This is a genomic window from Pseudomonas sp. PDM17, assembly GCF_014851985.1.
Lineage (GTDB): Bacteria > Pseudomonadota > Gammaproteobacteria > Pseudomonadales > Pseudomonadaceae > Pseudomonas.
Map to the genome: position 1 here is coordinate 444,868 of NZ_JACVAT010000006.1, position 26,466 is coordinate 471,333.

The window sequence follows — 26,466 nt, forward strand, 5'->3', positions numbered from 1 at the left end:
GCGGGCGTTCGTTTGACAGCAAGCGCGGGAGCTCGCTCCCGCACACTCAAGCGATTTCTCGGCGGAATGGGGGTAACGCGTTCAGGATGGCCTTGCCGTAGCGCTGGGTCACCACGCGGCGGTCCAGCAGGGTGATGGTGCCGCGGTCCTGCTCGGTCCGCAGCAGGCGGCCGCAGGCCTGCACCAGGCGCAGCGAGGCGTCGGGCACGGCGATTTCCATGAAGGGATTGCCGCCTCTCGCCTCGATCCATTCCGACAGTGCCGCCTCCACCGGGTCATCCGGCACGGCAAAGGGAATCTTGGCGATCACCACGTGCTCGCAATAGGCGCCGGGCAGGTCCACGCCTTCGGAGAAGCTGGCCAGGCCGAACAGCACGCTCGGTTCGCCATCGTCGACCCGCGAGCGGTGCTTGTTCAGTGTTTCCTGCTTGGACAGATTGCCCTGGATCAGCACGCGCTTGCGCCAGTCGCGGTCCAGACCGTCGAAGACTTCCTGCATCTGCTTGCGCGAGGAGAACAGGATCAGCGAACCGCGCGAGCCTTCGACGATCTCCGGCAGCTCGCGGATGATCGCCGCGGTGTGGGCGGCGGCATCGCGCGGGTCAGCCTTGAGGTCGGGCACGCGCAGCACGCCGGCGTCGGCATGGTGGAACGGGCTCGGCACCACGGCGGTGACGGCCGCGCGCGGCAGGCCGGCGCGCATGCGGTAGCGGTCGAAGGTGCCCAGCGCCGTGAGGGTTGCGGAGGTCACCAGCACGCCGTAGGCCACGTTCCACAGGTTGCGGCGCAAGGTCTGGGCGGCCAGGATCGGGCTGGCGTTGGCCTCGATGTCATAGAAGGTGCCGCTCTCGGCGAGGGTCAGCCAGCGCGCCATGGGCGGGCTGTCTTCCGGGTCCTCGCAGGTGAAGGCAGTCCACAGTTCCCAGTTGCCCTGGGCGCGGGACAGCAGGCTGCCGAACAGCGGGTACCACTCCTCGGCCTGGTGGCTGGCGATGCCGACGCTGCCCTCCCCGTCCATGGCTTCCTTGAGCAGTTCGGTGAGGCGGGTGAAGAGGTCGGTGAGCTTGGAGAAGCCCTTCTTCAGCTCGATGCCCATCTCGCGGATGTGCTCGGGGATCACCCCGCCCTCGAAGCGATGGCGCGGCCGCTCGCGGCCTTCCATGTCCTCGCCGGCGCGGAAATCGCCGACCTCCTCACAGGCGGTGAACATGAACTGCTGGTGCGTGCGCAGCTCGCGGGCCAGCTCCGGCACCTGTTCGATCAGGCGGCCGAGGTCCCCCGGCAGCGGGTTCTGCGCCAGCAGCTTGGTCAGGTTCTTCTCCACCTGGCCCAGCCAGTCGGCGGTGGCGCGCAGGCGGGTGAAGTGAGCGAAGTGGCCGATGGCCTTGTCCGGCAGGTGATGACCTTCGTCGAACACGTAGAGGGTGTCGCGCGGGTCCGGCAGGATCGCGCCGCCGCCCAGGGCGAGGTCGGCCAGCACCAGGTCATGGTTGGTGACGATCACGTCGACCTTGGTCATGCCTTCGCGCGCCTTGTAGAAGGCACACTGCTGGAAGTTCGGGCAATGGCGGTTGGTGCACTGGCTGTGGTCGGTGGTGACCTGCGCCCACTGCGCGTCCTCGATGGCCTCGGGCCAGGAGTCGCGGTCGCCGTCCCAGCGGTTGCCCGCCAGGCGCTCGATCATCTGGTTGAACAGCTTGGTGGAAGTCTCGTCCACGTCGATGCGGAAGCCTTCCTCCTCGAACAGCTGGGCAGTGGCGCTCTGCGCCTGGCCTTCCTGCAGCAGGTGGTCGAGCTTGGACAGGCACATGTAGCGCCCGCGTCCCTTGGCCAGGGCGAAGCTGAACGACAGCCCGGAGTTGCGCAGCAAGTCGGGCAGGTCCTTGTGGACGATCTGCTCCTGCAGGGCAACGGTGGCGGTGGCGACGACCAGGCGCTTGCCGGCAGCCTTGGCGCAGGCGATGGCGGCGAGGCTGTAGGCGACGGTCTTGCCGGTGCCGGTGCCGGCTTCCACGGCGACCACGGCGGCATCGCCCAGGCGATGGCCTTCCTCGTCGCTGGCGATGGTCCCCAGGACCTTGGCGACTTCGGCGATCATCAGGCGCTGGCCGTAGCGCGGCTTGAGTTCCTTGGCCTCGAGAAAACGCGAGTAGGCGCCCTGGATCGTGGCCTTGAGTTCGGTGCTGAGCATGGACTTCCCGGGCCCCGGAGCGTGCCGTGAGGACACATCCGGATGCTGGATAAATTTTCAGTGGTTCGAATCGGCGGCTATGATAGCGCGCTTGACTTCAATCGCCAGCGGAGATCGTCCGAATGACACCCTTTGCCTTCATCTACGCCCTGCACGTCCTGGCCGCCCTGGTCTGGGTGGGCGGCATGTTCTTCGCCTGGATGATCCTGCGCCCGGCCGCCGTCGTCGCGCTGGAGGCGCCGCCCCGGCTGAAGCTGTGGCTGGAGGTGTTCCCGCGCTTCTTCCGCTGGGTGTGGGCCGCGGTGATCCTGCTGCCGGTGACCGGCGTGGGCATGCTGCACCTGAGCTTCAACGGCATGGCCGGCGCGCCGCGCTATGTGCAGGTGATGATGGGCCTCTACGTGGCGATGCTCGCGCTGTTCCTGCGCATCCAGGCGCTGCAACTGCCGGAGCTGCGCCGCGCGGTGGGCGCCGAGGACTGGCCGGCCGGCGGTGCCGCGCTGGGCAAGATCCGCAAGACCGTGGGCCTGAACCTGCTGATCGGCATGGCGCTGGTGGCTTTTGTCGCCGCGCGTCCGCACTGGTAAGACCCGCACCGGCAAGAAAAAAGCCCGCCGGTTGCCGGGCGGGCTTTTTCTCAGGCACGTCGTTTCAGAAGCGTTTCACATCCAGGCGGCCTTCGCTGCCCTTGGAACCTTCCGCGCCGCCCTGACCTTCGGCGCCGGGTTTCTCGCCCGCCACCGAATAGAACCAGCAGCCCTTCTCGCTGCTGCGCGGGCCGGCCTTGCCGGGCTTGCCGCCGGCTCCGCCAGCGCCGCCTTCCAGGCGTACCCTGACCTTAGCGACATCGAACTGCTCGGGTACTTCCAGACGCACCACGCCGCCGGACGCGCCGGTCTGGCCGTCGGCGCCGTTCTGGCCGTTGCCGGCGGACTTCCCGCTGCCCCACAGGCAACCGGACGTCTGCGCGCTGCCGCCATCCAGGCCGTCATAGCCCGGCGCGCCGACACCACCACGGACGTCGATCAGCAGGTTTTCCACCGCCACATCCTGTAGCCGCAGCACCAGGTTGCGGCCGCCGCTGGCAGGCTTCTCGAAGCTGCCGGAACTGCCTTGCGCGGCGATCACGCTGCCGTCGGCGAGGCTGCCGTGCTGCACTTCGATCTGCAGCGCATCGTTGCCGGGGAACACGCCGATCCGCGCATTCTTCGCCAGATCCAGCTCGCCGATCTTCAGCTCCTTGACCCGCGAAGGGATCAGCAGCGCGCCTTCCGGGCCGACGCTGATACGGTCCAGGCTCAGGCTCTCGCCCTTCACCGGCAGGCGCAGCACGGTATTGGCCTCCACCGAGACGGTGCCGGCGGCCGAACACGCCAGCGGGGCGAGCAGCGCCAGGCCCAGCAACGACTTACGCATGGGTATCTCCTTCTACTTTTGCGGATGCCGGCTGCGGCAGGGTAGCGAAATGGAAGACGCCGAACAGCAGGATCTGCAGGCGGTCCATGCCCGGATGCGGGCGGCCCTGCAGCCGCTTGCGCAGCGCCACGACTTCGAGAATGTGGATCAGCAGGATCAGCGCGCCCGCCGCATTGAGCAGCAGCGCGAAGGGATGTGAGAAGGGTTGGATCAGGTTGGCCAGCACCGCCAGCCAGAACAACAGGGCAATCAGTTTGCCCAGCCCCAACAACGCTTTCATGAAGTGCCCCCGTGTTTTTCTTTGCCGGGGAACATACGCCTCTGCTCCGCCCTGTGCCAGTGGCAACCGGGAATGACAAAGGGGGCCACGAGGGCCCCCTTTGCACAGATCACGCCGGACTTACTGACGGGTGATCTTGATTTCCACGCGACGGTTCTCGGCGCGGCCTTCCTTGGTCTTGTTGTCCGCAACCGGCTGGCTCTCGCCATAGCCGACGACCGACTTGATGCTGCTGGCAGGTACGCCAGAGTCGACCAGGTAGTTGGACACGGCGTTGGCGCGGCGCTCGGACAGTTTCTGGTTATAGGCGTCGGTACCGATGCTGTCGGTGTGACCGCCGATGTTCAGCTCGGTGCTCGCTGCCTCACCCTTCAGGCGGGTAGCGATGGTATCGAGCTTGTCCTTGTCCTGCGCATCGATCTTCGACGAGTCGAAGGCGAAGTGCAGGTCACGCACCACGATGGTCTCTTCCTTGGGCAGCGGAGCCGGAGCAGGCTCAGGAGCCGGTGCAGGCGGCGGAACTTCGGCCACTTGCTCTTCGGCGCCATGCACCCAGCAATAGGACGCACCCAGCACGCCACCAATCAGGGCCCCCCAACCGGCCCAGGCGCTGCTTTCGATGGAACCCAGACCGGCGCCGCCGACACCGCCAACCACGGCGCAGGTTGGCCAATCGGACTTCTGCAACCCTGCGCAGCCGGTGAGCAACGTGCTTACCAGCAGCAGGGGTAAAGCGGTCCTTGTGATGCTCATAAAGTTATGTCTCCTCTAATGATCGGGTCTTGACCGACAATTACCGAGTAAAGACGTGACTGACAGAATGCGCCAGCACTAGGCCATATGGGTGTCACACGCTAGTCTTCGTTCATTATTTTTCGCCTTCGACGAGCCTCATGATTTCGACACGCACGCCGCAACAAGCCTTGGCCGCCCTGCTCGATCGCTATGCGCCACAGCGCCTCCTGCTGGTGGGTGCCAGCCAGATTCCGGCAGTGGACGCCTTCCTCGCGGCGCATCCGGATTGCGAACTGTTTCACGCTGACGCCGGCGCCCTGCCGGCGGAACTCGCCGGCCAGCGCTATGACCTCGCGCTGCTGGCCGACTGCCTGGAACACCTGCCGCGCCGCGAAGCGCAGCAACTGGTGGGCGGCATCCGCAACCTCAACAGCAGCCGTGTGGCCGTGCTGGTCGACCTCGACGCCGCCCAGGCGCAGGACGCCGACTTCTACGCCCTGGCCATGCAGGCCAGCGAGCGCTTCCAGCGCGACGACCAGGTGATCACGCTGTTCACCTACGATCTGCATGAATACAAACAGGTCCCGGACTGGCTCAATGCGAAGTTCTGGGCCAACCCGGAAAACTTCGGCAAGTACTGGTGGTGACCATGATCGAACCGACCTGCCCCTGCGGCAGTGGCCGCCCATTGCCCGACTGCTGCGGGCGTTTCCATGCCGGCGTCGCGGCGCCCACTGCCGAGGCACTGATGCGCTCACGCTACAGCGCCTACGCGCTGGGCCTGGTGGATTACCTGCGTGACACGACGCTGCCCGCCCAGCAACAGGGCCTGGACCTCGACGCCATCCGCAACTGGAGCCTGGGCAGCACCTGGCTGGGCCTGGAGGTGGTGAGCCACGAAGTGCTCGGCGGCCAGCCGGAACATGCACGAGTGACTTTCATTGCACGCTGGCACGATGCTGGCGGCGAACACAGTCACCGCGAGTGTTCGGGGTTCGTCCAGCGCGACGGGCGCTGGTACTTCCTCGATCCCACCGTAGCGATGAAGCTGGGACGCAACGACCCGTGCCCCTGCGGCGCCGGCGGCAAGCTGAAGAAATGCTGCGGGCCCTGGATTGAGTAGGACAGGATCGAGTGAGGCGCGAACTCGCCCCACTTGGGGGCGTCCGGTGTCTGGGCTAGAATCCGCGCTTTTTTCCGGGGCGGCGGTGTTTCGCCGCACCGGCTACTCCTGCCGGACCTCGCCATGCTGCTGACCGTTCTCTATATCATCGCCATCACCGCCGAAGCCATGACCGGCGCGCTGTCCGCCGGCCGGCGGAGCATGGACCTGTTCGGCGTGGTGCTGGTGGCCTGCGTCACCGCCCTGGGTGGCGGTTCGGTACGCGACATGTTGTTGGGCCATTACCCGCTGACCTGGGTGCGCCATCCGGAGTACCTGGCACTGACGGCTGGCGCCGCGCTGTTCACCGTGTTCATCGCTCCGTTGATGCGCCACCTGCGCTCGATGTTCCTCGCGCTGGACGCCGTGGGCCTGGTGGCCTTTACCCTGATCGGTTGCCAGGTCAGCCTGGAGATGGGCCACAGCCTGCTGATCGCCGCCGTGAGCGGGGTGATCACCGGGGTGTTCGGCGGCATCCTGCGGGACATCTTCTGCAACGACGTGCCGCTGATCTTCCGCCGCGAGCTGTACGCCAGCGTGTCCTTCGCCAGCGCCTGGTGCTACCTGATCTGCCTGCAGATCGACCTGCCCAAGGAACAGGCCATGCTGATCACCCTGTTCTCCGGCTTCCTGTTCCGCATGCTGGCGATACGCTTCCGCTGGGAAATGCCCAAGTTCGTCTACAAGGACGACCCGCACCAGGGCGACTGATCAGTCCTGCAGCTTGAGGTGGCTGGTATCCGGCGCAGGCCCAGCAGGCTCGGGCCTGGCTTGGCCCATGTCGCTGCCCACCGGGGCGACGCTGAACTGGCTGAGGTCCACGCGCGGCGCCTGGGCGTCGGGCTTCTCGTCCTGCAGATCGGTGCCCACCGGAGCCAGGCCGAAGTCCGGCGCATCCACATCGGCGAAAGCGGCCATGTACTCGTCACGTGGCGCCACCTTCAGGCGCCCCTGCGACGCTGCCGGCTGTACCGGTGCGCTGACAGGCTCGGCGGGTGGCGGCGGGGCCAGCTCGATTTCCTCGATCTGCGCGTCCATGTCGACCACTTCGACGACAGCGCCGGCGCGCTCGATCACACTGCGGTACTTTTCCGCGGCCTCGGCATCGAGGTTGTTCTTGATCACCATGCGGCGACCGGAGAACAGCAGTTCGATGCGCTGTGCATCGGCCTGGAACAGCCTGGCCAGATTGGCTTTCACCGTCTCGAGCTGAGCACCCGGGACAGTCTGTCCCGAAAAGGCAATCTCATAGCGGCTCATCTTCACTCTCCTGTGTTAACCCGCCGGTTACATTCGGCCAGTATGGTGCAGCTTCTTTTAACGTAACAACAACTTGCGGCCGAGCAGGTGCTTGGTACACTGGGGCGTCTTGAGGGGTAGACATGAATTATCAGGCGCAAATGATAAGAATTTTCAGCCTGTTCTGGCTGTTCAGCCTCGTTTCGGGCTGCGGCTGGATGTCAGGCAACTTCGAGCAACCCGACGTGAAGCTGCAGAAAGTCGACGTCGTGAAAGCTCGTTTGCTGGAGCAGGAATTCGTCCTGCATTTCCGCATCGACAACCCGAACGACTTCAGCCTTCCGGTTCGCGGCCTGGCCTACAAGGTCAAGCTGAACGATATCGACCTGGCCGAAGGCGAGTCGAATAACTGGTTCACAGTGCCCGCCAACGGCCACGAAACCTTCGAAGTGCCGGTGACCACCAACCTGTGGCGGCACATGAAGTACATCGTCAAGCTGCTGGAAGACCCGGACAAGCCGATCCGCTATCGCCTCGACGGTGAAGTGAAGACCGGCCTGCTCTTCGGACAGAGCGTGCACATCGCCCGCAATGGCGAGATAATTCCCGGCGATTTCATCCCCGAGTGAGCGTCACCATGAGCCAGGAACCCCACGTACACGGTCCGAACTGCAACCACGACCACGATCATGACCACCACCATGATCACGGCCACGTGCATGGCCCGCACTGCAACCACAGCCAGGAGCCGGCGCGTAACCCGCTCAAGGACGTGGGCCGCAACGATCCTTGCCCCTGCGGCAGCGGCAGCAAGTACAAGAAGTGCCACGGCGCCTGACCCAGGCCCCGAGCACTGCGAAGAAGGCCCGCCCAGCGCGGGCCTTCTGCTGTCCGGCCCAACTATTCGTCGGCTGCTGAAAATCCCGTCGCGCGCGGCTTGCGCAGCTATCCTCGGCTCACTAACGTAGCGCCTTTTCCGCGACCTTCTTCGTGCAGGAGCACATCCTCATGGCCCCGCGAGCCTTCCGCCGGCTTCCCAGCTTCGGCCTTGCCGCCACCCTCAGCGCCGCTGTCAGCCTCACCGGCTGCCAGGGCTGGCTCAACGACCGCTATGCAGGCAGCCTGCCACCGAGCTACGGCGTGCAGCCAATCAAGGGCCTTGCGGACAACGTGTCGATCCGCCGCAACAGCCTGGGAATGCCGCTGATCGAGACCAGCACCTTCCACGATGCGCTGTTCACCCTGGGCTACGTGCATGCCAGCGACCGCATCAGCCAGATGGTCGGCCTGCGCCTGATGGCCCAGGGACGCCTGTCGGAGATGGTCGGCCCCGGCGCCCTGGAGACCGACCGTTTCATGCGCACGGTCAACCTGAAGAAGGCCGCCGATGCGCTCTACGCCGGTTCCTCGCCACGCCTGAAGCGCTTCTTCGAGACCTACGCGCGCGGCGTCAACGCCTACCTGTACCGCTACCGCGACAAGCTGCCGATGGACCTGGCCGAGTCCGGCTACCGTCCCGAGTACTGGAAGGCCGAAGACTCCGCACTGGTCTTCAGCCTGCTGAACTTCGGGCTGGCGGTGAACCTGCAGGAGGAGATCGCCTCCCTGGTGCTCGCGCAGAAGGTCGGCGCCGACAAGCTGCCCTGGCTGACGCCGATCTACCCGGACGAAGCGCTGCCCTTCGAGGAAGCCGAGAAGCTCAAGGGCCTGCGCCTGGACGGCAGGATCGCCGGCCTCGACGCTCTCGACCGCGCCGCCGGGCAAGTCGCCTCGCTGCAGATGATGGGCGTCGCCGCCTCCAACAACTGGGCCATCGCCCCGCAGCGCACACGCAGCGGCAAGAGCATCCTGGCCAACGACACCCACCTGCCGCTGTCCATGCCTTCGGTGTGGAACTACGTGCAGATCCGCTCGCCCAAGTACAACGCCGCGGGCGTCTCCATCGCCGGCGTGCCGGGCGTGGTTGCCGGCTTCAACGGCAAACTGGCCTGGGGCATGACCATGGTCATGGGCGACAACCAGGACCTGTTCCTCGAACAGGTGAAGCGCCAGGGCAGCAAGCTCTACTACCTCGCCGATGGCCAGTGGAAGCCCGCCATCGAGCGCAACGAGACCTTCTTCATCAAGGGCCGGAGCCCGGTCCGCGAAGTCATCTACGAGACCCGCCACGGCCCGCTGCTCAACAGCGCGCTGGGCGAGCGCAAGCACGACCTGCAACCGCTGCCGCTGTCCAGCGGCTACGGCATCGCCTATCAGAGCATCCAGGGCGAGACCGACCGCACGCTCGACGCCTTCTTCGATCTTTCCCGCGCGAAGAACGTCGAACAGGCCTTCGACGCCACCCGCGACGTGCGCGCAATGGCACTGAACATCGTGTTCGCCGACGAAAAACACATCGGCTGGCAGGTTACCGGTCGCTTCCCCAACCGCAAGGAAGGCCGCGGCCTGCTGCCCTCCCCCGGCTGGGATGGCCGCTACGACTGGGACGGCTATGCCGACCCGATCCTGCACCCGTCCGACCAGGACCCGGCGCAGGGCTGGCTGGGCACCGCCAACCACCGCAGCGTGCAGCCAGGCTACGGCGCGCAGCTGTCCAGTTCCTGGTACTACCCGGAGCGTTACGAGCGCATCGCCCAGCTCGCCGGCGGCAGCAAGAGCCACGACTACCGCAGCATGATCGCCATGCAGTACGACCAGACCACACCGTTCGCCGGCAAGCTGCAGTCAATGCTGGACGCGCCGGGCATGGCGCAGCCACTGAAGAAAGCCATCGACGCCCTGCCCGCCGACCAGCGCGCCCGCGCCCGCGAAGCGCTGGACAGGATCATGGCCTTCGACGGCAAGCTCTCGGCCACCTCCGGTGATGCCGCGCTCTACGAGGCCTTCCTGCAGGAAAGCACCAAACAGATCTTCCTCGACGAACTCGGACCTGAGGACAGCTCGTCCTGGAAGGCCTTCGTCGAGACCGCCAACCTCTCCTACTCGGCCCAGGCCGACCACCTGCTGGGCCGCGACGACAGCCCGTTCTGGGATGACACCCGTACCCCGCAGAAGGAAGACAAGCCGGCGATCCTCGCCCGCAGTCTGGCCGCCGCCACCGCCTTCTGCGAGCAGAAGCTGGGCAGCGACCGACACGCCTGGCAGTGGGGCAAGCTGCACACCTACGAGTGGGTCAGCGACAGCACCAAGATGGCGCCCAACCTGAGCGCCGGCGACCGCGCCAGCCTGGGCGCGATCAAGGGCTACCTGGACCGCGGCCCCTACCCGGCCGGCGGCGACCACAGCACGCTGAACGTCTCGGCCTATCACTGGGGCCAGGACTTCAACACCTGGCTGATCCCGGCCATGCGCCTGGTCGTCGATTTCGGCCAGAGCGAGCCGATGATGGGCCTCAACAGCAGCGGCCAGTCCGGCAACCCGGCCAGTCCGCACTACGCGGACGGCATCGATGCCTGGCTGAAAGGCAACTACATGAGCTTCCCCTTCCAGTCGCAGAACCTGGAAAAGGTCTACGGCGTGAAACGCCTGACGCTGGTGCCGGAGAAGTGATGATCTGAAAAATATTTCCGGGGACCGGGAACTTGGCTCCCGCCCCGGAATCAGATTTGTCGACTTACTCCATGATCATATTCAGGCACCCTCTGGGTGCCTTTCTTTTTTCCCCGCTCCGCTTCCGCTGCACCTCCCTTCGCAACACCCTTCCCCGGCCGGAACTCCCTCGCATCGTTCCCACAGGAGTCATCGCCATGTCCGAATCGCTCATCGTCATCACCGGCGGCCCCGGTGCCGGCAAGAGCACGCTGCTCGACCATCTGCACCAGCATCACGGCCTGAACGCCGTCGAGGAAGGCGGGCGGGCGATCATCCGCGAACAACTGGCCCGTGGCGGCGATGCACTGCCATGGGCAAACCGGGAGGCCTTCTGCCGGGAAATGTTCGAACACGCGCTGACGACCCGCAAGCGAGCGCTCGATACGGGGGGACTGTGGCTGTTCGATCGCGGCCTGCCGGACGTGCTGGGGTACGCGCGGCTCTGCGGCCTGCCGATTCCCGAAGCACTGGAAATCGCCACATGGGAACAGCGCTACGGGCAAACCGTGTTCCTGGCGCCCGCGTGGGAAGCCATCTACCGCAACGACGCCGAACGCCGGCAGGACTTCATCGAAGCGCGGCGAACGGCGGCGATGATGGCCCAGGTGTACGAAGCGCTGGGGTATCGCGTCGTGCAGTTGCCGCTCGCGAGCCTGGAGGAACGAGCGGCCTTCGTGCTGGAAGTCCTAGGGACGGCTGATCACGCCCATTGAGGCAGCGGCAGCAGGCGGTTCGGAGATACTCACACTGAGGGACACCACGACCTGACGGCTCTCGCCCTGGATGCCGTAGTCGTCGGAGTTGCCATAGCCCATCCAGACTTCGCTGTTGCCGCTCATGCGGACATCGGACAGCTCGTCACCGTCACCTTCGTGGCCATTGAGCCAGCCGGACGCGGCACCGCGCTCCTGCCCCAGATGCAGCGTGCCATCCACGGCGAAGGTCAGCGGGTCCTTGCCCGGCTCGACCTGATCTAGCCAACCGAGGAACAGCGAAGGAGTGAATCGGCTGTGCAGCCAGCAGCGAACCTGCGTGAGGCGCTGGTTCTTGAACACCAGGAGCGTGGCGTTGCCGTAGAGCAGGCCCTGCTCGCCGCCGCGCATGGGCAGGCGCGCCGTGGGCTCGCCCAGGCGTTCGACGAACTGGTTCAGGGGAGCGCTGGACGGCAGACCGAGCACTTCGCCACCGGGAGTGACGTTGAGTTCGGCTGCCGCCAGATGGCCGCTGGCGCCCAGCAACAGGGCGCAAAGCAGGCCCCGCAATCCTTGCGAGGTCATGTCCGTTTTCTCTCTGAGTGGCGATCAGGCCTTGGGCAGGGTGACGCCGGTCTGGCCCTGGTACTTGCCGCCGCGATCGCGGTAGGACACTTCGCAGGCTTCGTCCGACTGCAGGAACAGCATCTGCGCCACGCCTTCGTGCGCGTAGATCTTCGCCGGCAGGTTGGTGGTGTTGGAGAACTCCAGGGTCACGTGGCCTTCCCACTCGGGTTCCAGCGGTGTCACGTTGACGATGATGCCGCAGCGCGCGTAGGTGCTCTTGCCCAGGCAGATGGTCAGCACGTCGCGCGGGATGCGGAAGTACTCGACGGTGCGGGCCAGGGCGAAGGAGTTCGGCGGGATGATGCAGACGTCGCTGTTGATGTCGACGAAGCTCTTCTCGTCGAAGTTCTTCGGATCGACCACGGCCGAGTGGATGTTGGTGAACACCTTGAACTCGGCGGCGCAGCGTACGTCGTAGCCATAGCTGGAAACACCGTAGGAAATCACCCGGCTGTCATCGGCACCGCGAATCTGGCGCTCGACGAACGGCTCGATCATGCCGTGTTCCTGAGCCATGCGGCGAATCCACTTGTCCGATTTGATGCTCATGGCGGGTGTCCTGTGCGGCGGTTGAAAAAAGAAGGCGAATCTTACCGGGGCCGACCCTTCAGGGCAAAGGGCCGGCGGTCCCACGCCGGCCTTCGCTCAGGGAAGCCAGGTTGTGCGAAGTTTCCGCTGATCCACCGAGTAGCGCAGCCAGTCTTCGGCATAGCCGTCGGCGCAATCGCACTCGGCTCCGGGCACAGCCTCGCGCACCAGGCGCAGGTCGACGCCTTGCGGCGACTGGCGCAGCACCAGGCTGGCGGTTTTCAGCAGACCTTCCACCGCACCGGGATCGCCCAGTCGCTTATCCACCACCTGCAGGGTGGCGAGGTCCAGCAGCAGCGCGTCCACTACCGGCAGGCCGGGACGGTTGTCGCGCACGAGGAGGAGCAGGCCCAGACCGTTGCCCATGTCCAGCAGTGGCACCGGGTCGCAGGCGCTCGTCGGGCTGCCGAGCAGGCCGGTGGCATGGTAGAGGGCTGGCGGCAGTGGCAGGGTCAGGCTGGAGCCGTCAGGGCGGCGCGCCTGCACGGCCATATCGTCCTCGAAGGCATCGCCTGAGGCCGAACGAAAGTCCAGGGTCACCGGCTGGCCGCCGATCACACACTGTGCCTGCCAGTTGGCGGAGTCCTCGTCGGCGCCCCAGGCCACTGAGCCGACGAGGCCCAGGCACGCCGCCAGCAGCCAGCCGGCGGCGCGTTTCGCATCCTTGCGCATGGCAGTCCCTGCGTATCAGTCGTCGCTGATGGAGATGTTCGGCATGTCCGGCGCGGCCTTCTCGCTCAGGGCGATGCGGGCGCCGACGCAGCGGGCCATTTCCTGGTAGATCATCGCCAGCTGGCTTTCCGGGTCGGCAATCACGGTGGGCTTGCCGCCGTCGGCCTGCATGCGGATGGCCATGGACAGCGGCAGCGACGCCAGCAGCTCCACGCCGTACTGTGCGGCCAGCTTCTCGCCGCCGCCTTCACCGAACAGGTGCTCGGCGTGGCCGCAGTTGGAGCAGATGTGCACGGCCATGTTCTCGACCACGCCCAGCACCGGGATGTTGACCTTGCGGAACATCTCCACGCCTTTCTTCGCGTCGAGCAGGGCCAGATCCTGCGGGGTGGTGACGATCACCGAACCGGCCACCGGGACTTTCTGCGCCAGGGTCAGCTGGATGTCGCCGGTACCCGGCGGCATGTCGATGACCAGGTAATCCAGGTCGTTCCAGGCGGTCTGGGTAATCAGTTGCAGCAGCGCGCCGGAAACCATCGGGCCGCGCCACACCACCGGGGTGTTGTCGTCGGTGAGGAAGGCCATCGACATGACTTCCACGCCGTGGGCTTCCAGCGGGATGAACCACTTCTGGTCGCGGATCTTCGGCCGGGTGCCTTCGGGGATACCGAACATGATGCCCTGGCTCGGGCCATAGATGTCGGCGTCGAGGATGCCGACCTTGGCACCTTCGCGGGCCAGCGCCAGCGCGAGGTTCGCGGCGGTGGTGGACTTGCCCACGCCGCCCTTGCCGGAGGCCACGGCGATGATGTTCTTCACGTTGCTCATGCCCGGCACTTGCGCCTGAGCCTTGTGCGCGGCGATGTGGGTTTCCACCTTGACCTGGGCCGAGTCGACGCCGTCCAGCGCTTCCAGGGCCATCTGCACGGTCTGCGCCAGGCCGTTCTTGAACAGGCCGGCGGCGTAGCCCAGCTCCAGGGTCAGCGAAATGCGCCCGCCCTGGATGTCCAGCTCGCGGAGGTAGCCGGCGTCCAGCAGGTTCTGGCCGGTGTGAGGGTCGTTGATCTGGCGGAGAAGATTTTCCACCGTGGCTCGGTTGGCGCCCATGGGTACTCCCGATGAAAGACTGAGCAGAATAGGCGGGCATTCTAACAGCAGCGACAAGCTTCGGGCTGCAGGCTTCAGGAGCGGCGCATCGCATCACCTCGCTCCTGCCTGCAGCCTGCAGCCTGCGACCTGCCGCCTGTAGCCCGTTCTGGCCTGCCACAGGTCGCTTCCTATATAGTTGCTGATTCCCTCGTTTTAACCGGAACGGCCGATCATCATGTCCGAAGCCCGCAAGATCCTCGTCACCAGCGCCCTGCCCTACGCCAATGGTTCGATCCACCTGGGTCACATGCTGGAGTACATCCAGACCGACATCTGGGTGCGCTTCCAGAAGATGCGTGGCAACCAGGCGGTGTACGTGTGCGCGGACGATGCCCACGGCTCGGCCATCATGCTGCGCGCCGAGCGCGAAGGCATCACCTCCGAGCAGCTGATCGACGGCGTGCGCGCCGAGCATATGGCCGACTTCGCCGACTTCCAGGTGAACTTCGACAACTACCACTCGACCCACTCGGAAGAGAACCGCGAGCTGTCCTCGGCCATCTACCTGAAGCTGCGCGACGCCGGCCACATCGCCACCCGTCCGGTGACCCAGTACTTCGACCCGGAAAAGCAGATGTTCCTGGCCGACCGCTTCATCAAGGGCACCTGCCCGAAATGCGGCACCGCCGACCAGTACGGCGACAACTGCGAAGTCTGCGGCGCGACCTACGCCCCGACCGAGCTGAAGGACCCGAAATCGGCGATCTCCGGCGCCACCCCGGTGCTCAAGGAATCGCTGCACTACTTCTTCAAGCTGCCTGACTTCCAGGACATGCTGCAGCAGTGGACCCGCAGCGGCACCCTGCAGGACTCGGTGGCCAACAAGCTCGCGGAGTGGCTGGACTCCGGCCTGCAGGAGTGGGACATCTCCCGTGACGCGCCTTACTTCGGCTTCGAGATCCCCGACGCGCCGGGCAAGTACTTCTATGTCTGGCTGGACGCGCCGATCGGCTACATGGCCAGCTTCAAGAACCTCTGCGCACGCCGCCCGGAACTGGACTTCGACGCCTACTGGAAAGAAGGCTCCGAAGCCGAGCTGTACCACTTCATCGGCAAGGACATCGTCAATTTCCACGCGCTGTTCTGGCCGGCCATGCTCCAGGGCGCCGGCTACCGCAAGCCGACCGCGGTCAACGTGCATGGCTACCTGACCGTCAACGGCCAGAAGATGTCCAAGTCGCGCGGCACCTTCGTCAAAGCGCGCACCTACCTGGACCACCTGGACCCGGAATACCTGCGCTACTACTACGCCTCCAAGCTGGGCCGCGGCGTGGACGACCTCGACCTGAACCTCGAGGACTTCGTGCAGAAGGTCAACTCCGACCTGGTCGGCAAGGTGGTCAACATCGCCAGCCGTTGCGCCGGCTTCATCCACAAGGGCAACAACGGCCTGCTGGTGGACGCCAATCCGGCTCCGGAGCTGGTCGAGGCCTTCCGCAATGCCGCGCCGAGCATCGCCGCGGCCTATGAAGCCCGTGACTTCGGCCGCGCCATGCGCGAGATCATGGCCCTGGCCGACCAGGCCAACGCCTGGATCGCCGACAAGGCGCCGTGGTCGCTGAACAAGCAGGAAGGCAAGCAGGACGAAGTCCAGGCCATCTGCGCCCTGGGCGTGAACCTGTTCCGTCAGCTGGTGATCTTCCTCAAGCCCGTGCTGCCGAAGCTGGCCGAAGCCGCCGAAGCCTTCCTCAACGTCGCCCCGCTGCAGTGGGCCGACCACGAGCAACTGCTGGCCAACCACCCGCTGAACCCGTTCAACCCGCTGATGACCCGTATCGAGCCCGCGAAAATCGAAGCCATGATCGAAGCCTCCAAGGAAGACCTCGCCGCCGCCAACAAGCCCACTGGTAATGGCGAACTGACCAAGGACCCGCTGGCCGCGGAGATCAACTTCGACGCCTTCGCCGCCGTCGACCTGCGCATCGCGCTGATCGAAAAGTGCGAGTTCGTCGAGGGCGCCGACAAGCTGCTGCGCCTGTCCCTGGACATCGGCGACGAGAAGCGCAACGTGTTCTCCGGCATCAAGAGCGCCTACCCGGACCCGAGCAAACTTGAAGGCCGCCTGACCCTGTACGTAGCCAACCTGGCCCCGCGCAAGATGAAGTTCGGCATCTCCGAAGGCATGGTCCTGGCTGCCGGCCCCGGCGGTGAAGAGATCTACCTGCTGAGCCCGGACAGCGGCGCCAAGCCCGGCCAGCGCGTCAAGTAAGACGACTCATCACGGCAAGGAGGCCATCGATGAAACTGCACCACTGGGCAGCACTCGTCCTGAGCGCCGCCCTCGCCGGCTGCGGTGCTCCATCGGAGCACGGCGCCGGTTCCGGCGCCGCTTTCCAGGGGGAAGCGGCGAAAGCCGGCACCTTCCTCGCCTATGAACACCAGGTCGGCATCCGCCTGGCCAGCGAGCGCATCGACGCGCAACTGGCCGCCGCCCGCGACGCCTGCAGCCAGGACCGCTTCGGCCAGTGCGAGCTGATCGCCATCGAGCAGAGCGGCGACAGCCAGATGCGCAACGCGCACCTCGTCGTGCGCATCGTCCCCGAAGGCGTGGAAAAACTCGTCGCCCTCGCAGCCGAAGGCGGGCAACTGCAGAGCCGCAGCACCCGCGCCGAAGACCTCGCCCAGGCCGTCAGCGACAACCAGCAACTGCGTGGCCGGCTGGAGCGCGAGTACCAGACTCTGCAGGGTTTCCAGGGCCGCAAGGACATGAGCGTCAGCGACCTGCTGGCCCTGGCCAAGGCCACCGCAGAGGTCGAACAGCAACTGCAGGCCGCCAGCCAGGACGCCGCCCAGCAGCAACGGCGCATCTCCACCAACCTGCTCACCCTGGACTTCTCCAGCGAATACCAGCCCAGCGGCCGCTGGTCGCGCATCGGCAAGGCCTTCGGCAACTCGCTGGACGAACTCACCGACGGCACCGTCAACGCCATCCAGGTAGCCGCGTTCGGCCTGCCGCTGCTGGTCGTGCTGTTCATAGCCGGCCTGATCCTGCGCTGGCTGTGGCGAAAACTCGGAACCCGGCGCGCCACTCACCCAGCATGAAGAAATCCAACATCGTCTTCACCACCCTGCTCACCGGCGGGGTGCTCTATAGCGTGCTGCACCACAACCCGGTGTACCGCGACCTCTACGCCAACCGCGAGGATTGCCTGAAGGACTGGGGCGCGACGCCCAATGCCTGCGAGCCGGAGTCCACCAGCAGCAGTGGCGGCGGCAGCAGCTCCGGGCGCTATCGCGGGCCGAGCTACGAGGACGGCTCGCGACCGAGGACCGCGCAGACCTATCAGGTGCAATCGCGCCAGTTGGTCACCCGCGGCGGCTTCGGCCACTCCGGAGCGCGCTTCTCCGGGGGTGGCTGATGCGTCGCCTGGCCATGACGCCGCGCACCGACTGGCGCGAGCGCTGCGAGGCGGTCGGCTTCACTTTCCACAGCATCGACGGCCTGTACTGGGACGAATCGGTGGCCTACGAATTCAGCCTCGAACAGATCGAGACACTGGAGGCCGCCAGCGAAGACCTGCACCAGCGCTATCTGGAATGCGTGGAATGGGTGATCCGCACCGGCCACTTCGAACCCTTCCAGCTACCGCCGGGCGCCCGCGAGGACATCATCCGTTCCTGGAACCGCCAGGACCCGAGCCTTTACGGCCGCTTCGATTTCGCCTGGGACGGCGACGGCCAGCCGAAGATGCTCGAGTACAACGCCGACACCCCCACCGGCCTGCTGGAAGCCAGCGTGGTGCAGTGGCAGTGGCTGAACGATGTGAACCCGGCCGCCGACCAGTTCAACTCGCTGCACGAGAAGCTGATCGCGCGCTGGAAGACCATCGCGCCGGACGGCCTGCTGCACTTCACCGCCATCGACGGTCATGAAGAAGACACCGGCAATGCCCTCTACCTGCTCGACACTGCGCACCAGGCCGGATTGTCCACGCGCTACCTGCCGCTGGAGTTCATCGGCCACCACGCGGGGCGCGGCACCTTCATCGACCAGTACGAGCAGGACATCCGCCACTGTTTCAAGCTCTACCCCTGGGAATGGCTGCTGCAGGACAGTTTCGCCGAGCACCTGGAGCGCAGTGACATCCGCTTCCTGGAGCCGGCGTGGAAGCTACTGATGTCGAGCAAGGCCATGCTGCCGGTCCTCTGGAAGCTCAACCCGCAGCATCCCAACCTGCTGCCCGCCAGCTACCGCCAGGACATCTCCGGCGCCTACGTACGCAAACCGCTGTATTCGCGTGAGGGCCAGAACATCCGCATCGTCGCCGGCGACCTGCAGCTGGAAAGCGACGGCCCCCACGCCGACGCGCCCTGCATCTACCAGGGCTATGCGCCGCTGGCCAACCACGACGGCAATTATGCCGTGCTGGGCTGCTGGGTGATCAATGGCAAGGCCGCCGGCCTGGGCATCCGCGAGGACGCCAGCGCCATTACCCGCGACAGCAGCCGCTTCGTTCCCCACTATTTCGTCTGAAGGATCCGCCATGAACCTGCTGCAGACCCTGCCCAACTTCCTCGCCTACTTCGCCTCGGCCATCGGCCTGTTCGGGCTGTTTACCAGCCTCTACATCCGCCTGACGCCCTATGCGGAAATCCAGTTGATCCGCCAGGGCAACATCAGCGCCGCCGTGGCCCTGGTCGGCACCCTGCTGGGCTTTGCCCTGCCGCTGGCCAGCGCCATCGCCCACAGCGTCAGCCTGATCGACATGCTGACCTGGGGCGTGATCGCCATGCTGGTGCAGGTGCTGGTGTTCCTCGGCCTGTCACGCCTGGTGCCGGAACTCAAGGGCGGCATCGAAAGCAACACCCTGGCCCACGGCGTATTCCTCGGCGGCGCCTCGCTGTGCATCGGGCTGCTCAACGCCGCCTGCATGACCTACTGAGCGTCTTCGCAGTCCACGTCGCCGCCACCCAGGTGCTCGAAGCCTTCCAGGTAGAGACACGAAGCATCCGACGCACAGTCCTGCAGAGAGGCGTTGCTCAGGTTGTCCCGTGAAGTAGGGTCTTCCAGGTTCACCTGCGGGAAGATGTCGGCCACCTCCTCCGCCGTCATGATCCTGTCGAAAGTGACGTTGACCGATTGCAGGCGGCCGTATTCCCAGTCCAGGTCCACCGCCGCGATGCGCGGATCGAGCTGATACACCAGCGCCTCGGGCAACTGCGGGCCGGCGTAGCTGAGATCGGTGTCGTGGCAGGCATCGCCCCAGTTGCTCAGCTTCTTGCTGGCGGCGCAGCTGAACTGCGCGTCGACCTTGCCGGTGCGCTGTTCCATCTGGCAAGCGAAGTCGGCCACGCCCATGCGCGGCCAGCCGACCAGATCGGCCGTGGTGAAAGGCGCGGCCGCAGCCAGGGCACTGGAGAACTGCAGGCAAAGGGCGGTGAAGCGTCCGGACAGGGGGTTGCGCATCGCGACTTCCGTGAGGGGAACCGATCGGGTTCGGCAGCCGCCGATATTCCTCCCGCCGCCCCTGGCACCGCAACTGATTTCGGGGAGGTACAATTGCCTACTTCGCACCTTGTATTCGAGCCATGTCCTCTCGCCGCCATCAACCCGCTGACCATTGGTCTCCGAGCATGATCCGCCTTTCCTTGCGCCCGGCTGCGAGTGCCCGGCCGTGACCGAACTCGCCCTGATCCTGGTCAGCGCCATCCTGGTCAACAACTTCGTTCTGGTGCAGTTCCTCGGCATCTGCCCGTTCATGGGTGTGTCGCGCAAGATCGAGACGGCGCTCGCGCTGGCCCTGGCGACCACCTTCGTCCTCACGCTTGCCTCGGCGTTGAGCTACATCCTGCAGCGCTACGTGCTGCAACCGCTGGACCTGGAATTCCTGCGCGCGATCGGCTTCATCCTGGTGATCGCCGTCGTCGTGCAGTTCACCGAACTGCTGGTGAAGAAGACCAGCCCGTTGCTGGCCCGCACATTGGGCATCTTCCTGCCGCTGATCACCACCAACTGCATCGTGCTCGGCGTCGCGCTACTGAACGCTCGCAAGACCGAGTTCGGCTTCCTGCAATCGACCTTCCAGGGCTTCGGCGCCGGGCTGGGCTTCACTCTGGTGCTAGTGCTGTTCGCCGCCCTGCGCGAGCGCATCGCCCTCGCCGACGTGCCCAAGCCGTTCAAGGGTGCAGCCATCGGCATGATCACCGCCGGGCTGATGTCCCTGGCGTTCATGGGCTTCAGCGGGTTGCTCAAGCCATGATCGCGGCGCTGCTGATCATCGTGATGTGCCTCGGCGGCGCCGTGGCGCTGCGCCTGGCCGCAGCGCGGGTGAAAGTCGCCGACGAATCCATCGCCGGGCAGATCAACGATCTGCTGCCGCAGACCCAGTGCGGCCAGTGCGGCTACGCCGGCTGCAAGCCCTACGCCCAGGCCATCGCCGGGGGTGACGCGATCAACAAGTGCCCGCCCGGCGGCGCCGCGACCATCGCCGCCCTCGCCGAGTTGCTGGACATAGAGCCGCTGCCGCTGGACGCCGCCGAAGAGACGCCGCTGCGCGTGGCCTACATCCGCGAGGCCGAGTGCATCGGCTGCACCAAGTGCATCCGCGCCTGCCCGGTAGACGCCATCGTCGGCGCGGCCAAGCTGATGCACACGGTGATAGTCGACGAATGCACCGGCTGCGACCTGTGCCTGGAACCTTGCCCGGTGGACTGCATCGAGATGCGCGACCTGCCGCTGCGCGTCGTCGACTGGAAATGGCCGTTGCCGCAGGGCCGGCTGATCCAGACCGACCGGGAGCAGGCGGCATGAACGCTCAGGTCTGGGACTTCCCCGGCGGCCTGACGCTGCCAGCCAACAAGCAGCAGTCCACCGCCATGCCAATTCAGCGGCCACCGCTGCCGCGCCGTCTGGTACTGCCGCTGCAGCAACACATCGGCGGGCCCGCCGTGCCCTGCGTTGAAGTCGGCCAGCGCGTGCTCAAGGGCCAACTGATCGCCGAGGCCGGTAGCGCCATCAGCGCCGCACTGCATGCGCCGACTTCCGGCACGGTGGTCGGGATCGGCGAGCAGCCCTACCCGCACAGCTCCGGCCTGTCGGCGCGGGCCATCGTCATCGACAGTGATGGCCTGGACGAGTGGACGACGCTGAATCCCGAGTCCGAGTATGCGTCCTTCTCCGGGGTCGAACTGCTGCAGCGCCTCCGCCAGGCCGGCATCGCCGGTCTCGGTGGCGCCGGCTTCCCCACCGCCGCCAAGCTGGCCTCGCGCGCCCAGGACGACCTGCATACGCTGATCATCAACGGCGCCGAGTGCGAGCCCTACATCAGCGCCGACGACCTGCTGATGCGCGAGCGCGCCGTCGAACTGGTCGAAGGCATCGACGTGCTGATGCACATCCTCCAGCCGCAGCAAGTGCTGCTCGGCATCGAGGATGACAAGCCCGAGGCCATCGCCATTTTGCAGGCCACCATTGGTGAGCGGCCGATCCGCCTGCAACCGGTCCCGACCCGCTACCCCTCCGGCGGCGAGCGCCAGTTGATCCAGGTGCTGACCGGCTGCGAGGTGCCGTCCGGCGGGCTGCCGGCGGATATCGGCATGCTCTGCGTAAACGTCGGCACCGCCGTCGCCGTGGCCGACGCCGTGCTGCGCGGGCGGCCGCTGATCTCGCGTATCACCACCCTGACCGGCGCCGCCCTCGCGCGCCCGTGCAACGTCGAAGCGCTGCTCGGCACGCCCGTGGGCGAGCTGCTGGCGCTCGCCGGCCTCGACCACGCCAAGCTCGACCGCCTGTTGCTCGGCGGCCCGCTGATGGGCGACAGCCTGACGTCGCTGGACGTGCCGCTGATCAAGACCACCAACTGCCTGCTGGCCGCCACGCGCGAAGAACTGCCGGCACCCGCACAGGCCATGCCCTGTATCCGCTGCGGCGACTGCGCGCAGGTCTGCCCCGCCAGCCTGCTGCCGCAGCAGCTGTACTTCTTTGCCGAAGACCACGACCAGTTGAGGGCACACAACCTGTTCGACTGCATCGAGTGCGGCGCCTGCGCCTACGTCTGCCCGTCGAGCATTCCGCTGGTGCAGTACTACCGCGCCGCCAAGGGCGAGATCCGCGAACTGGAACGGCGCCAGCTCAAGGCCGAGCAGTCGCGCCTGCGCTTCGAGCAACGCCAGGAGCGCCTGCGCCGTGAGGAAGAACAGCGCGCTGCCGACCGCCTGGCCCGCCAGGAACGTGCGTCACGCGCGCAGGAAGACCCAGCCGAAATCGAGACGCCCAGCGCGCCGGCCGCGCAATCGGTGATCGAGCGGGTGAAGGCCGAAAAGGCCGTGGGCAATGCACCTGACCAGCTCAAGCGCCTGAAGATCGACGCCAGCATGGCCCAGGTCGCGCTGAACAAGGCCGAGAAGCAACTGGCCACCCATGACACCGAGCAGTTGCGCACCCAGGTTGCCGAGCTGCGTGTCGCCGCCGCTGAGGCGAAAGCCGCACTGGCGGCTGCCGAAACGCAAAGCGCCAGCGCGGAGCCAACGCCCGCTGCCGCACCCGTCGCGGGCGAAGCGGCACTGAAGAAAGCGAAAATCGATGCCGCCATGGCCCGCGCCCAGTTGAAGAAGTCCGAGAAGGCTTTCGGCGAATCACCCAGTGACGAGCAGCGCGCCACCCTCGCCTCCTTGCGCGCGGACGTCGAACGCATCGAGCGCCAACTCAACGAACTGCAGGGGACCGCCATGCCAACCGAACCGAAAACCGAGCAGCCCGTCGACGGCGTACTCGCCCTGCGCCAGGCCAAGCTGGTCTATATCGCCCAGCGCGACGCCCTGCGCGTGGCTGAACGCGAAGGCGTGTCCGCCGAGGCGCTGGACGCGATCCGCCAGACGCTCGCCGCCGCGGAAGCTGCCCTGCACGCCGCCGAAGACGCCAGCGGCAAGGCGCCGCCGGACCTGGTGCGTACCGACAAGCGCCCGATCACCGATGCCCTGCGCGCCGCCAGGACCGAACTGGCCTACGCCCGCGCCGACCTGAAGAAGCTCGAACGCGAAGGTGCTGGCGACTCGGCACTGGCCACTGCCCGTGAGCGCCTGCAAGCGGCGGAACGCGCAGTCGCCGATGCCAGCGGTGAGGCGCCTTGATGAAGCTGCCACGCATCAGCTCGCCCCACGCCACAGGCGCCAACCGCACGCAGCGAGTCATGCTGACGCTGCTGGCCGCCTGCGCGCCGGGTGCGCTGGTGTTGATCGGCCTGTACGGCGTCGGCACCCTGTTCAACCTGCTCTGGTGCAGCCTGCTCGCCCTCTCCACCGAGGCGCTCTTGCTCAAGCTGCGCGACCGCCCGGTGATCTTCTTCCTCAAGGACGGCAGCGCGCTGGTCACCGCGATGCTGCTCGCCCTCGCCCTGCCGCCCTACTCGCCCTGGTGGCTGAGCGCGGTCGCCACGGTGTTCGCGCTGATCTTCGGCAAGCACCTGTACGGCGGCCTCGGGCAGAACCCGTTCAACCCGGCGATGGTCGGCTATGCGGTGGTGCTGGTGTCCTTCCCGCAGCAGATGAGCCAGTGGCCGGCGCCGGACAGCGCGCTCGGCTTCGGCGATGGCCTGCGGCAGATATTCGGCTTCGCAAGCCAGGCGCCGGACGCCTGGGTCGGCGCCACGGCGCTGGACGTGGTGCGCAACAACCACAGTCTGACCATGGAGGAACTGCTGGCGCAGTCTCCCGCTTTCGGCCGTATCGGCGGGCGCGGCGTGGAGCTTGTCAACCTGGCCTTCCTCGCCGGTGGGCTGTTCCTGCTCTGGCGCAAGCTGTTCACCTGGCACGCGCCGGTGGGCATGCTCGGCGGCCTGTTCGTCATGAGCCTGCTGTTCTGGAACGGCACCGGCTCCGACTCCCACGGTTCGCCGCTGCTGCACCTGTTCAGCGGCGCAACCATGCTCGGCGCCTTCTTCATCGTCACCGACCCGGTCTCCGGCGCCACCAGCAACCGCGGCCGGCTGCTGTTCGGCATCGGTGTCGGCGTGCTCACCTACGTGATCCGCGCCTGGGGCGGCTACCCCGACGGTCTGGCCTTCGCCGTGCTGCTGATGAACCTCGCCGCGCCGACCCTCGACTACTTCACCCGCCCACGCACTTACGGACACAAGAAGCCCGAACGCGGCTTCAAGGCGGGTGACCGATGAACCGCACCCTGCTGAAGAACGCCCTGGCGCTGGGCCTGCTCGCGGTGCTTGCCGCCGGCGTGGTAGCGATCGTCCATCAGCTCACCGCCCAGCGTATCGACACCGCCCAGCGCGAGGCGCGTGGCCGCACACTGCTGGAGCTGCTGCCCCGGGGCAGCTACGACAACCATCCGCTGGAGACCGAAGTCAGCGCCTTCGACCCCAAGCTGCTGGGCCGCGACGAGCCGGCACCCGCCTACCTCGCCCGGCTCCAGGGGCAGACCACGGCGGTCGTGCTCCAGCCCGTGGCGCAAGATGGCTATGGCGGCTCGATCCAGCTGCTGGTGGGAGTGACCTCACAAGGTCGTCTGCTCGGCGTGCGGGTCTTGGCGCATCACGAGACGCCCGGCCAGGGCGATCGCATCGAACTGGGCAAGAGCGACTGGCTGCACGGCTTCGACGGCCACTCCCTGAGCGCCCCGGCCGAGGCCGGCTGGAAAGTGAAGAAGGACGGCGGCCAGTTCGACCAGTTCGCCGGCGCCACCGTCACCCCTCGCGCGGTGGTCAAGGCCACGCACCTGGCGCTGCAGTACTTCGACGCGCACAAGTCCGAGCTGCTGGCCCCTGCGACCTCGGGAGACAAGCATGAGTAATCCCGGCTACCGCGAAATCGCCCTGCAGGGCCTGTGGAAGAACAACCCCGGCCTTGTGCAGTTGCTCGGCCTGTGCCCGCTGCTGGGCACCAGCAGCTCCATGGTCAACGCCCTCGGCCTGGGGCTGGCGACGATCTTCGTGCTGGTCTGCTCCAGCGTCGCCGTATCGCTGATCCGTGGCACGCTGAGCGAGGCCGTGCGCCTGCCGGCCTTCCTGCTGGTCATCGCCACCCTCACCACCTGTGTCGAACTGCTGATGCAGGCGTGGCGGTACGAGCTGTATGAAGTGCTGGGCATCTTCGTGCCGCTGATCACCACCAACTGCGTAATTCTCGGCGGCGCGCAATCCTTCGCCGCGAACAACAACGTGGCGCGCTCGGCCTTCGACGGGCTGATGATGGGGCTGGGCTTCGCCCTGGTCCTGCTGGCCATCGGCACCCTGCGCGAACTGCTTGGCCATGGCACGCTGCTGGCCGGCATGGACCTGCTGTTCGGCCCCGCCGCCACCAGCTGGAAACTACAGGTGCCCGGCTACCAGGGCCTGTTGCTGGCCGTGTTGCCGCCCGGCGCCTTCCTGGTGCTGGGCCTGCTGCTTGCCCTGAAGAACCGTATTGATGAAAGCCTGGCGGACCGCGCCAAGGCGCAGGCGGGCGACGTACCCGCGACCGAGCGCCAACGCGTCCGCGTGACCGGAGTGATCGAATGAATGCCGCCAAGCGCGCGGAGATTTTCCGCCGACTCAAGGAAGACAATCCCAACCCCGAAACCGAGCTGGCCTACAGCACGCCCTTCGAGCTGCTGATCGCGGTGCTGCTCTCCGCCCAGGCCACCGACGTCGGGGTGAACAAGGCCACCGCCAAGCTCTACCCGGTGGCCAATACCCCGGAGGCGATCTACGCCCTGGGCGTGGAAGGCCTGTCGGAGTACATCAAGACCATCGGCCTGTACAACAGCAAGGCGAAGAACACCATCGAGACCTGCCGCATCCTCATCGAGAAGCACGGCAGCCAGGTGCCGGAGAACCGCGAAGACCTGGAGGCCCTGCCGGGCGTGGGCCGCAAGACTGCCAACGTGGTCCTCAACACGGCTTTCCGACAGCCGGCGATGGCGGTGGACACCCATATCTTCCGCGTCTCCAACCGCACAAACATCGCGCCGGGGCGCAACGTACTGGAAGTGGAGCGCAAGTTGCTCAAGTTCGTGCCCAAGGAATACCTGCTGGATGCGCACCACTGGCTGATCCTGCATGGGCGATATGTCTGCAAGGCGCGCAAGCCACAGTGCGGCAGCTGCCGGATCGAGGACCTGTGCGAGTTCAAACACAAGACGTCGGACGATTGAGCGTTATGGGAAAATTCCTTCAGGCTGATTGAAAAAATCTTT

At 66.2% G+C, this 26,466-nt stretch carries 30 protein-coding genes; 20 read left to right on the forward strand and 10 right to left on the reverse strand.

Annotated elements, in window-relative coordinates; all coding sequences use genetic code 11:
- Positions 1-46 precede the first annotated feature (46 nt).
- Positions 47-2,191, reverse strand: coding sequence for an ATP-dependent DNA helicase DinG (gene dinG / locus IB256_RS23200; RefSeq protein WP_192404211.1), 2,145 nt, complete (start codon positions 2,189-2,191; stop codon positions 47-49).
- Positions 2,192-2,313: 122 nt separating this feature from the next.
- On the opposite strand from dinG, the gene IB256_RS23205 reads away from it, so the two are divergent.
- Positions 2,314-2,778 (forward strand): CopD family protein, encoded by a 465-nt coding sequence (locus IB256_RS23205; protein ID WP_192289576.1) that lies wholly within the window; start codon positions 2,314-2,316, stop codon positions 2,776-2,778.
- Between the two features lie 64 nt (positions 2,779-2,842).
- Here the strand turns inward: IB256_RS23205 and IB256_RS23210 are convergent, their stop codons facing one another.
- The 3 genes from IB256_RS23210 to IB256_RS23220 all read right to left on the reverse strand — a co-directional run bounded on the left by IB256_RS23210 (position 2,843) and on the right by IB256_RS23220 (position 4,640).
- Entirely contained in the window at positions 2,843-3,607 is a 765-nt protein-coding gene (locus IB256_RS23210; protein ID WP_192289578.1) for a collagen-like protein, read from the reverse strand.
- A complete protein-coding gene (locus IB256_RS23215; RefSeq protein WP_192289580.1) occupies positions 3,600-3,887 on the reverse strand; it encodes a DUF1145 domain-containing protein in 288 nt (95 codons plus the stop codon). The genes IB256_RS23210 and IB256_RS23215 overlap by 8 nt, the downstream gene beginning before the upstream one ends.
- A gap of 120 nt (positions 3,888-4,007) precedes the next feature.
- On the reverse strand, positions 4,008-4,640 hold the full coding sequence (locus tag IB256_RS23220) for an OmpA family protein (protein WP_081517735.1): 633 nt from the start codon (positions 4,638-4,640) through the stop codon (positions 4,008-4,010).
- Between the two features lie 140 nt (positions 4,641-4,780).
- Here IB256_RS23220 and IB256_RS23225 point away from each other — a divergent pair, with 140 nt between their 5' ends.
- The 3 genes from IB256_RS23225 to IB256_RS23235 all read left to right on the forward strand — a co-directional run bounded on the left by IB256_RS23225 (position 4,781) and on the right by IB256_RS23235 (position 6,495).
- A complete protein-coding gene (locus IB256_RS23225; RefSeq protein WP_192289582.1) occupies positions 4,781-5,269 on the forward strand; it encodes a DUF6231 family protein in 489 nt (162 codons plus the stop codon).
- 2 nt (positions 5,270-5,271) lie between these two features.
- Positions 5,272-5,745: a YchJ family protein gene (locus IB256_RS23230; protein WP_192289584.1), complete on the forward strand. Its 474-nt coding sequence runs from the start codon at positions 5,272-5,274 to the stop codon at positions 5,743-5,745.
- Positions 5,746-5,868: 123 nt separating this feature from the next.
- Positions 5,869-6,495 (forward strand): trimeric intracellular cation channel family protein, encoded by a 627-nt coding sequence (locus IB256_RS23235; RefSeq protein ID WP_138212538.1) that lies wholly within the window; start codon positions 5,869-5,871, stop codon positions 6,493-6,495.
- Here the strand turns inward: IB256_RS23235 and IB256_RS23240 are convergent, their stop codons facing one another.
- Positions 6,496-7,044: a hypothetical protein gene (locus IB256_RS23240; protein ID WP_192289586.1), complete on the reverse strand. Its 549-nt coding sequence runs from the start codon at positions 7,042-7,044 to the stop codon at positions 6,496-6,498. It lies immediately after the preceding gene.
- A gap of 122 nt (positions 7,045-7,166) precedes the next feature.
- On the opposite strand from IB256_RS23240, the gene IB256_RS23245 reads away from it, so the two are divergent.
- From IB256_RS23245 to IB256_RS23260, 4 genes are all read left to right on the forward strand, one after another.
- Positions 7,167-7,652: an LEA type 2 family protein gene (locus IB256_RS23245; RefSeq protein ID WP_081517731.1), complete on the forward strand. Its 486-nt coding sequence runs from the start codon at positions 7,167-7,169 to the stop codon at positions 7,650-7,652.
- 8 nt (positions 7,653-7,660) lie between these two features.
- Entirely contained in the window at positions 7,661-7,861 is a 201-nt protein-coding gene (locus IB256_RS23250; RefSeq protein ID WP_045209858.1) for an SEC-C metal-binding domain-containing protein, read from the forward strand.
- A gap of 170 nt (positions 7,862-8,031) precedes the next feature.
- Complete coding sequence (locus IB256_RS23255) at positions 8,032-10,572, forward strand: penicillin acylase family protein (RefSeq protein ID WP_192404212.1); 2,541 nt, start codon at positions 8,032-8,034, stop codon at positions 10,570-10,572.
- 197 nt (positions 10,573-10,769) lie between these two features.
- Positions 10,770-11,327, forward strand: coding sequence for an AAA family ATPase (locus tag IB256_RS23260; protein ID WP_192404214.1), 558 nt, complete (start codon positions 10,770-10,772; stop codon positions 11,325-11,327).
- On the opposite strand, the gene IB256_RS23265 is transcribed toward IB256_RS23260, so the two are convergent.
- The 4 genes from IB256_RS23265 to apbC all read right to left on the reverse strand — a co-directional run bounded on the left by IB256_RS23265 (position 11,301) and on the right by apbC (position 14,300).
- Positions 11,301-11,891: a hypothetical protein gene (locus IB256_RS23265; protein WP_192404216.1), complete on the reverse strand. Its 591-nt coding sequence runs from the start codon at positions 11,889-11,891 to the stop codon at positions 11,301-11,303. The genes IB256_RS23260 and IB256_RS23265 overlap by 27 nt on opposite strands.
- A 24-nt stretch (positions 11,892-11,915) precedes the next feature.
- A complete protein-coding gene (gene dcd / locus IB256_RS23270; protein ID WP_017521037.1) occupies positions 11,916-12,482 on the reverse strand; it encodes a dCTP deaminase in 567 nt (188 codons plus the stop codon).
- A 96-nt stretch (positions 12,483-12,578) separates the two neighbouring features.
- Positions 12,579-13,193 (reverse strand): hypothetical protein, encoded by a 615-nt coding sequence (locus tag IB256_RS23275; protein ID WP_192289592.1) that lies wholly within the window; start codon positions 13,191-13,193, stop codon positions 12,579-12,581.
- Positions 13,194-13,208: 15 nt separating this feature from the next.
- The gene (gene apbC / locus IB256_RS23280) at positions 13,209-14,300 is read right to left on the reverse strand and encodes an iron-sulfur cluster carrier protein ApbC (RefSeq protein WP_192289593.1); all 1,092 of its coding nucleotides are present in this window, start codon (positions 14,298-14,300) and stop codon (positions 13,209-13,211) included.
- Positions 14,301-14,517: 217 nt separating this feature from the next.
- On the opposite strand from apbC, the gene metG reads away from it, so the two are divergent.
- The 5 genes from metG to IB256_RS23305 are packed head-to-tail and all read left to right on the forward strand — an operon-like array spanning position 14,518 to position 19,225.
- The gene (metG, locus tag IB256_RS23285; RefSeq protein ID WP_192289595.1) at positions 14,518-16,551 is read left to right on the forward strand and encodes a methionine--tRNA ligase; all 2,034 of its coding nucleotides are present in this window, start codon (positions 14,518-14,520) and stop codon (positions 16,549-16,551) included.
- A gap of 35 nt (positions 16,552-16,586) precedes the next feature.
- Entirely contained in the window at positions 16,587-17,384 is a 798-nt protein-coding gene (locus IB256_RS23290) for a DUF4349 domain-containing protein (RefSeq protein ID WP_412547973.1), read from the forward strand.
- Positions 17,381-17,701, forward strand: a complete 321-nt coding sequence (locus IB256_RS23295) for a hypothetical protein (protein WP_151186187.1) — start codon at positions 17,381-17,383, stop codon at positions 17,699-17,701. The genes IB256_RS23290 and IB256_RS23295 overlap by 4 nt, the downstream gene beginning before the upstream one ends.
- A complete protein-coding gene (locus IB256_RS23300) occupies positions 17,701-18,816 on the forward strand; it encodes a glutathionylspermidine synthase family protein (RefSeq protein ID WP_192404218.1) in 1,116 nt (371 codons plus the stop codon). The genes IB256_RS23295 and IB256_RS23300 overlap by 1 nt, the downstream gene beginning before the upstream one ends.
- Before the next feature lie 10 nt (positions 18,817-18,826).
- Complete coding sequence (locus IB256_RS23305) at positions 18,827-19,225, forward strand: DUF350 domain-containing protein (RefSeq protein ID WP_192404220.1); 399 nt, start codon at positions 18,827-18,829, stop codon at positions 19,223-19,225.
- Here the strand turns inward: IB256_RS23305 and IB256_RS23310 are convergent.
- Entirely contained in the window at positions 19,219-19,749 is a 531-nt protein-coding gene (locus IB256_RS23310) for a hypothetical protein (protein ID WP_192404222.1), read from the reverse strand. The two genes, IB256_RS23305 and IB256_RS23310, sit on opposite strands and share 7 nt — an antisense overlap.
- Before the next feature lie 208 nt (positions 19,750-19,957).
- Between IB256_RS23310 and rsxA the strand changes: the two genes are divergently transcribed.
- Genes rsxA through nth form a run of 7 tightly spaced genes read left to right on the forward strand, consistent with a single transcriptional unit; the run spans position 19,958 to position 26,424 of the window.
- Entirely contained in the window at positions 19,958-20,542 is a 585-nt protein-coding gene (gene rsxA, locus IB256_RS23315) for an electron transport complex subunit RsxA (protein ID WP_192404224.1), read from the forward strand.
- On the forward strand, positions 20,539-21,093 hold the full coding sequence (rsxB, locus tag IB256_RS23320) for an electron transport complex subunit RsxB (RefSeq protein WP_192289607.1): 555 nt from the start codon (positions 20,539-20,541) through the stop codon (positions 21,091-21,093). Before rsxA ends, rsxB begins: the two co-directional genes overlap by 4 nt.
- Entirely contained in the window at positions 21,090-23,411 is a 2,322-nt protein-coding gene (gene rsxC, locus IB256_RS23325) for an electron transport complex subunit RsxC (protein WP_192404226.1), read from the forward strand. Before rsxB ends, rsxC begins: the two co-directional genes overlap by 4 nt.
- Positions 23,411-24,451 carry an RnfABCDGE type electron transport complex subunit D gene (locus IB256_RS23330; RefSeq protein WP_192289611.1) on the forward strand — a complete coding sequence of 347 codons (1,041 nt, stop codon included), beginning with the start codon at positions 23,411-23,413 and terminating at the stop codon, positions 24,449-24,451. Before rsxC ends, IB256_RS23330 begins: the two co-directional genes overlap by 1 nt.
- Entirely contained in the window at positions 24,448-25,083 is a 636-nt protein-coding gene (gene rsxG, locus IB256_RS23335; RefSeq protein ID WP_192404228.1) for an electron transport complex subunit RsxG, read from the forward strand. Before IB256_RS23330 ends, rsxG begins: the two co-directional genes overlap by 4 nt.
- On the forward strand, positions 25,076-25,789 hold the full coding sequence (locus IB256_RS23340; RefSeq protein WP_192404230.1) for an electron transport complex subunit E: 714 nt from the start codon (positions 25,076-25,078) through the stop codon (positions 25,787-25,789). The genes rsxG and IB256_RS23340 overlap by 8 nt, the downstream gene beginning before the upstream one ends.
- The gene (nth, locus tag IB256_RS23345) at positions 25,786-26,424 is read left to right on the forward strand and encodes an endonuclease III (protein ID WP_192289617.1); all 639 of its coding nucleotides are present in this window, start codon (positions 25,786-25,788) and stop codon (positions 26,422-26,424) included. The genes IB256_RS23340 and nth overlap by 4 nt, the downstream gene beginning before the upstream one ends.
- Positions 26,425-26,466 lie beyond the last annotated feature (42 nt).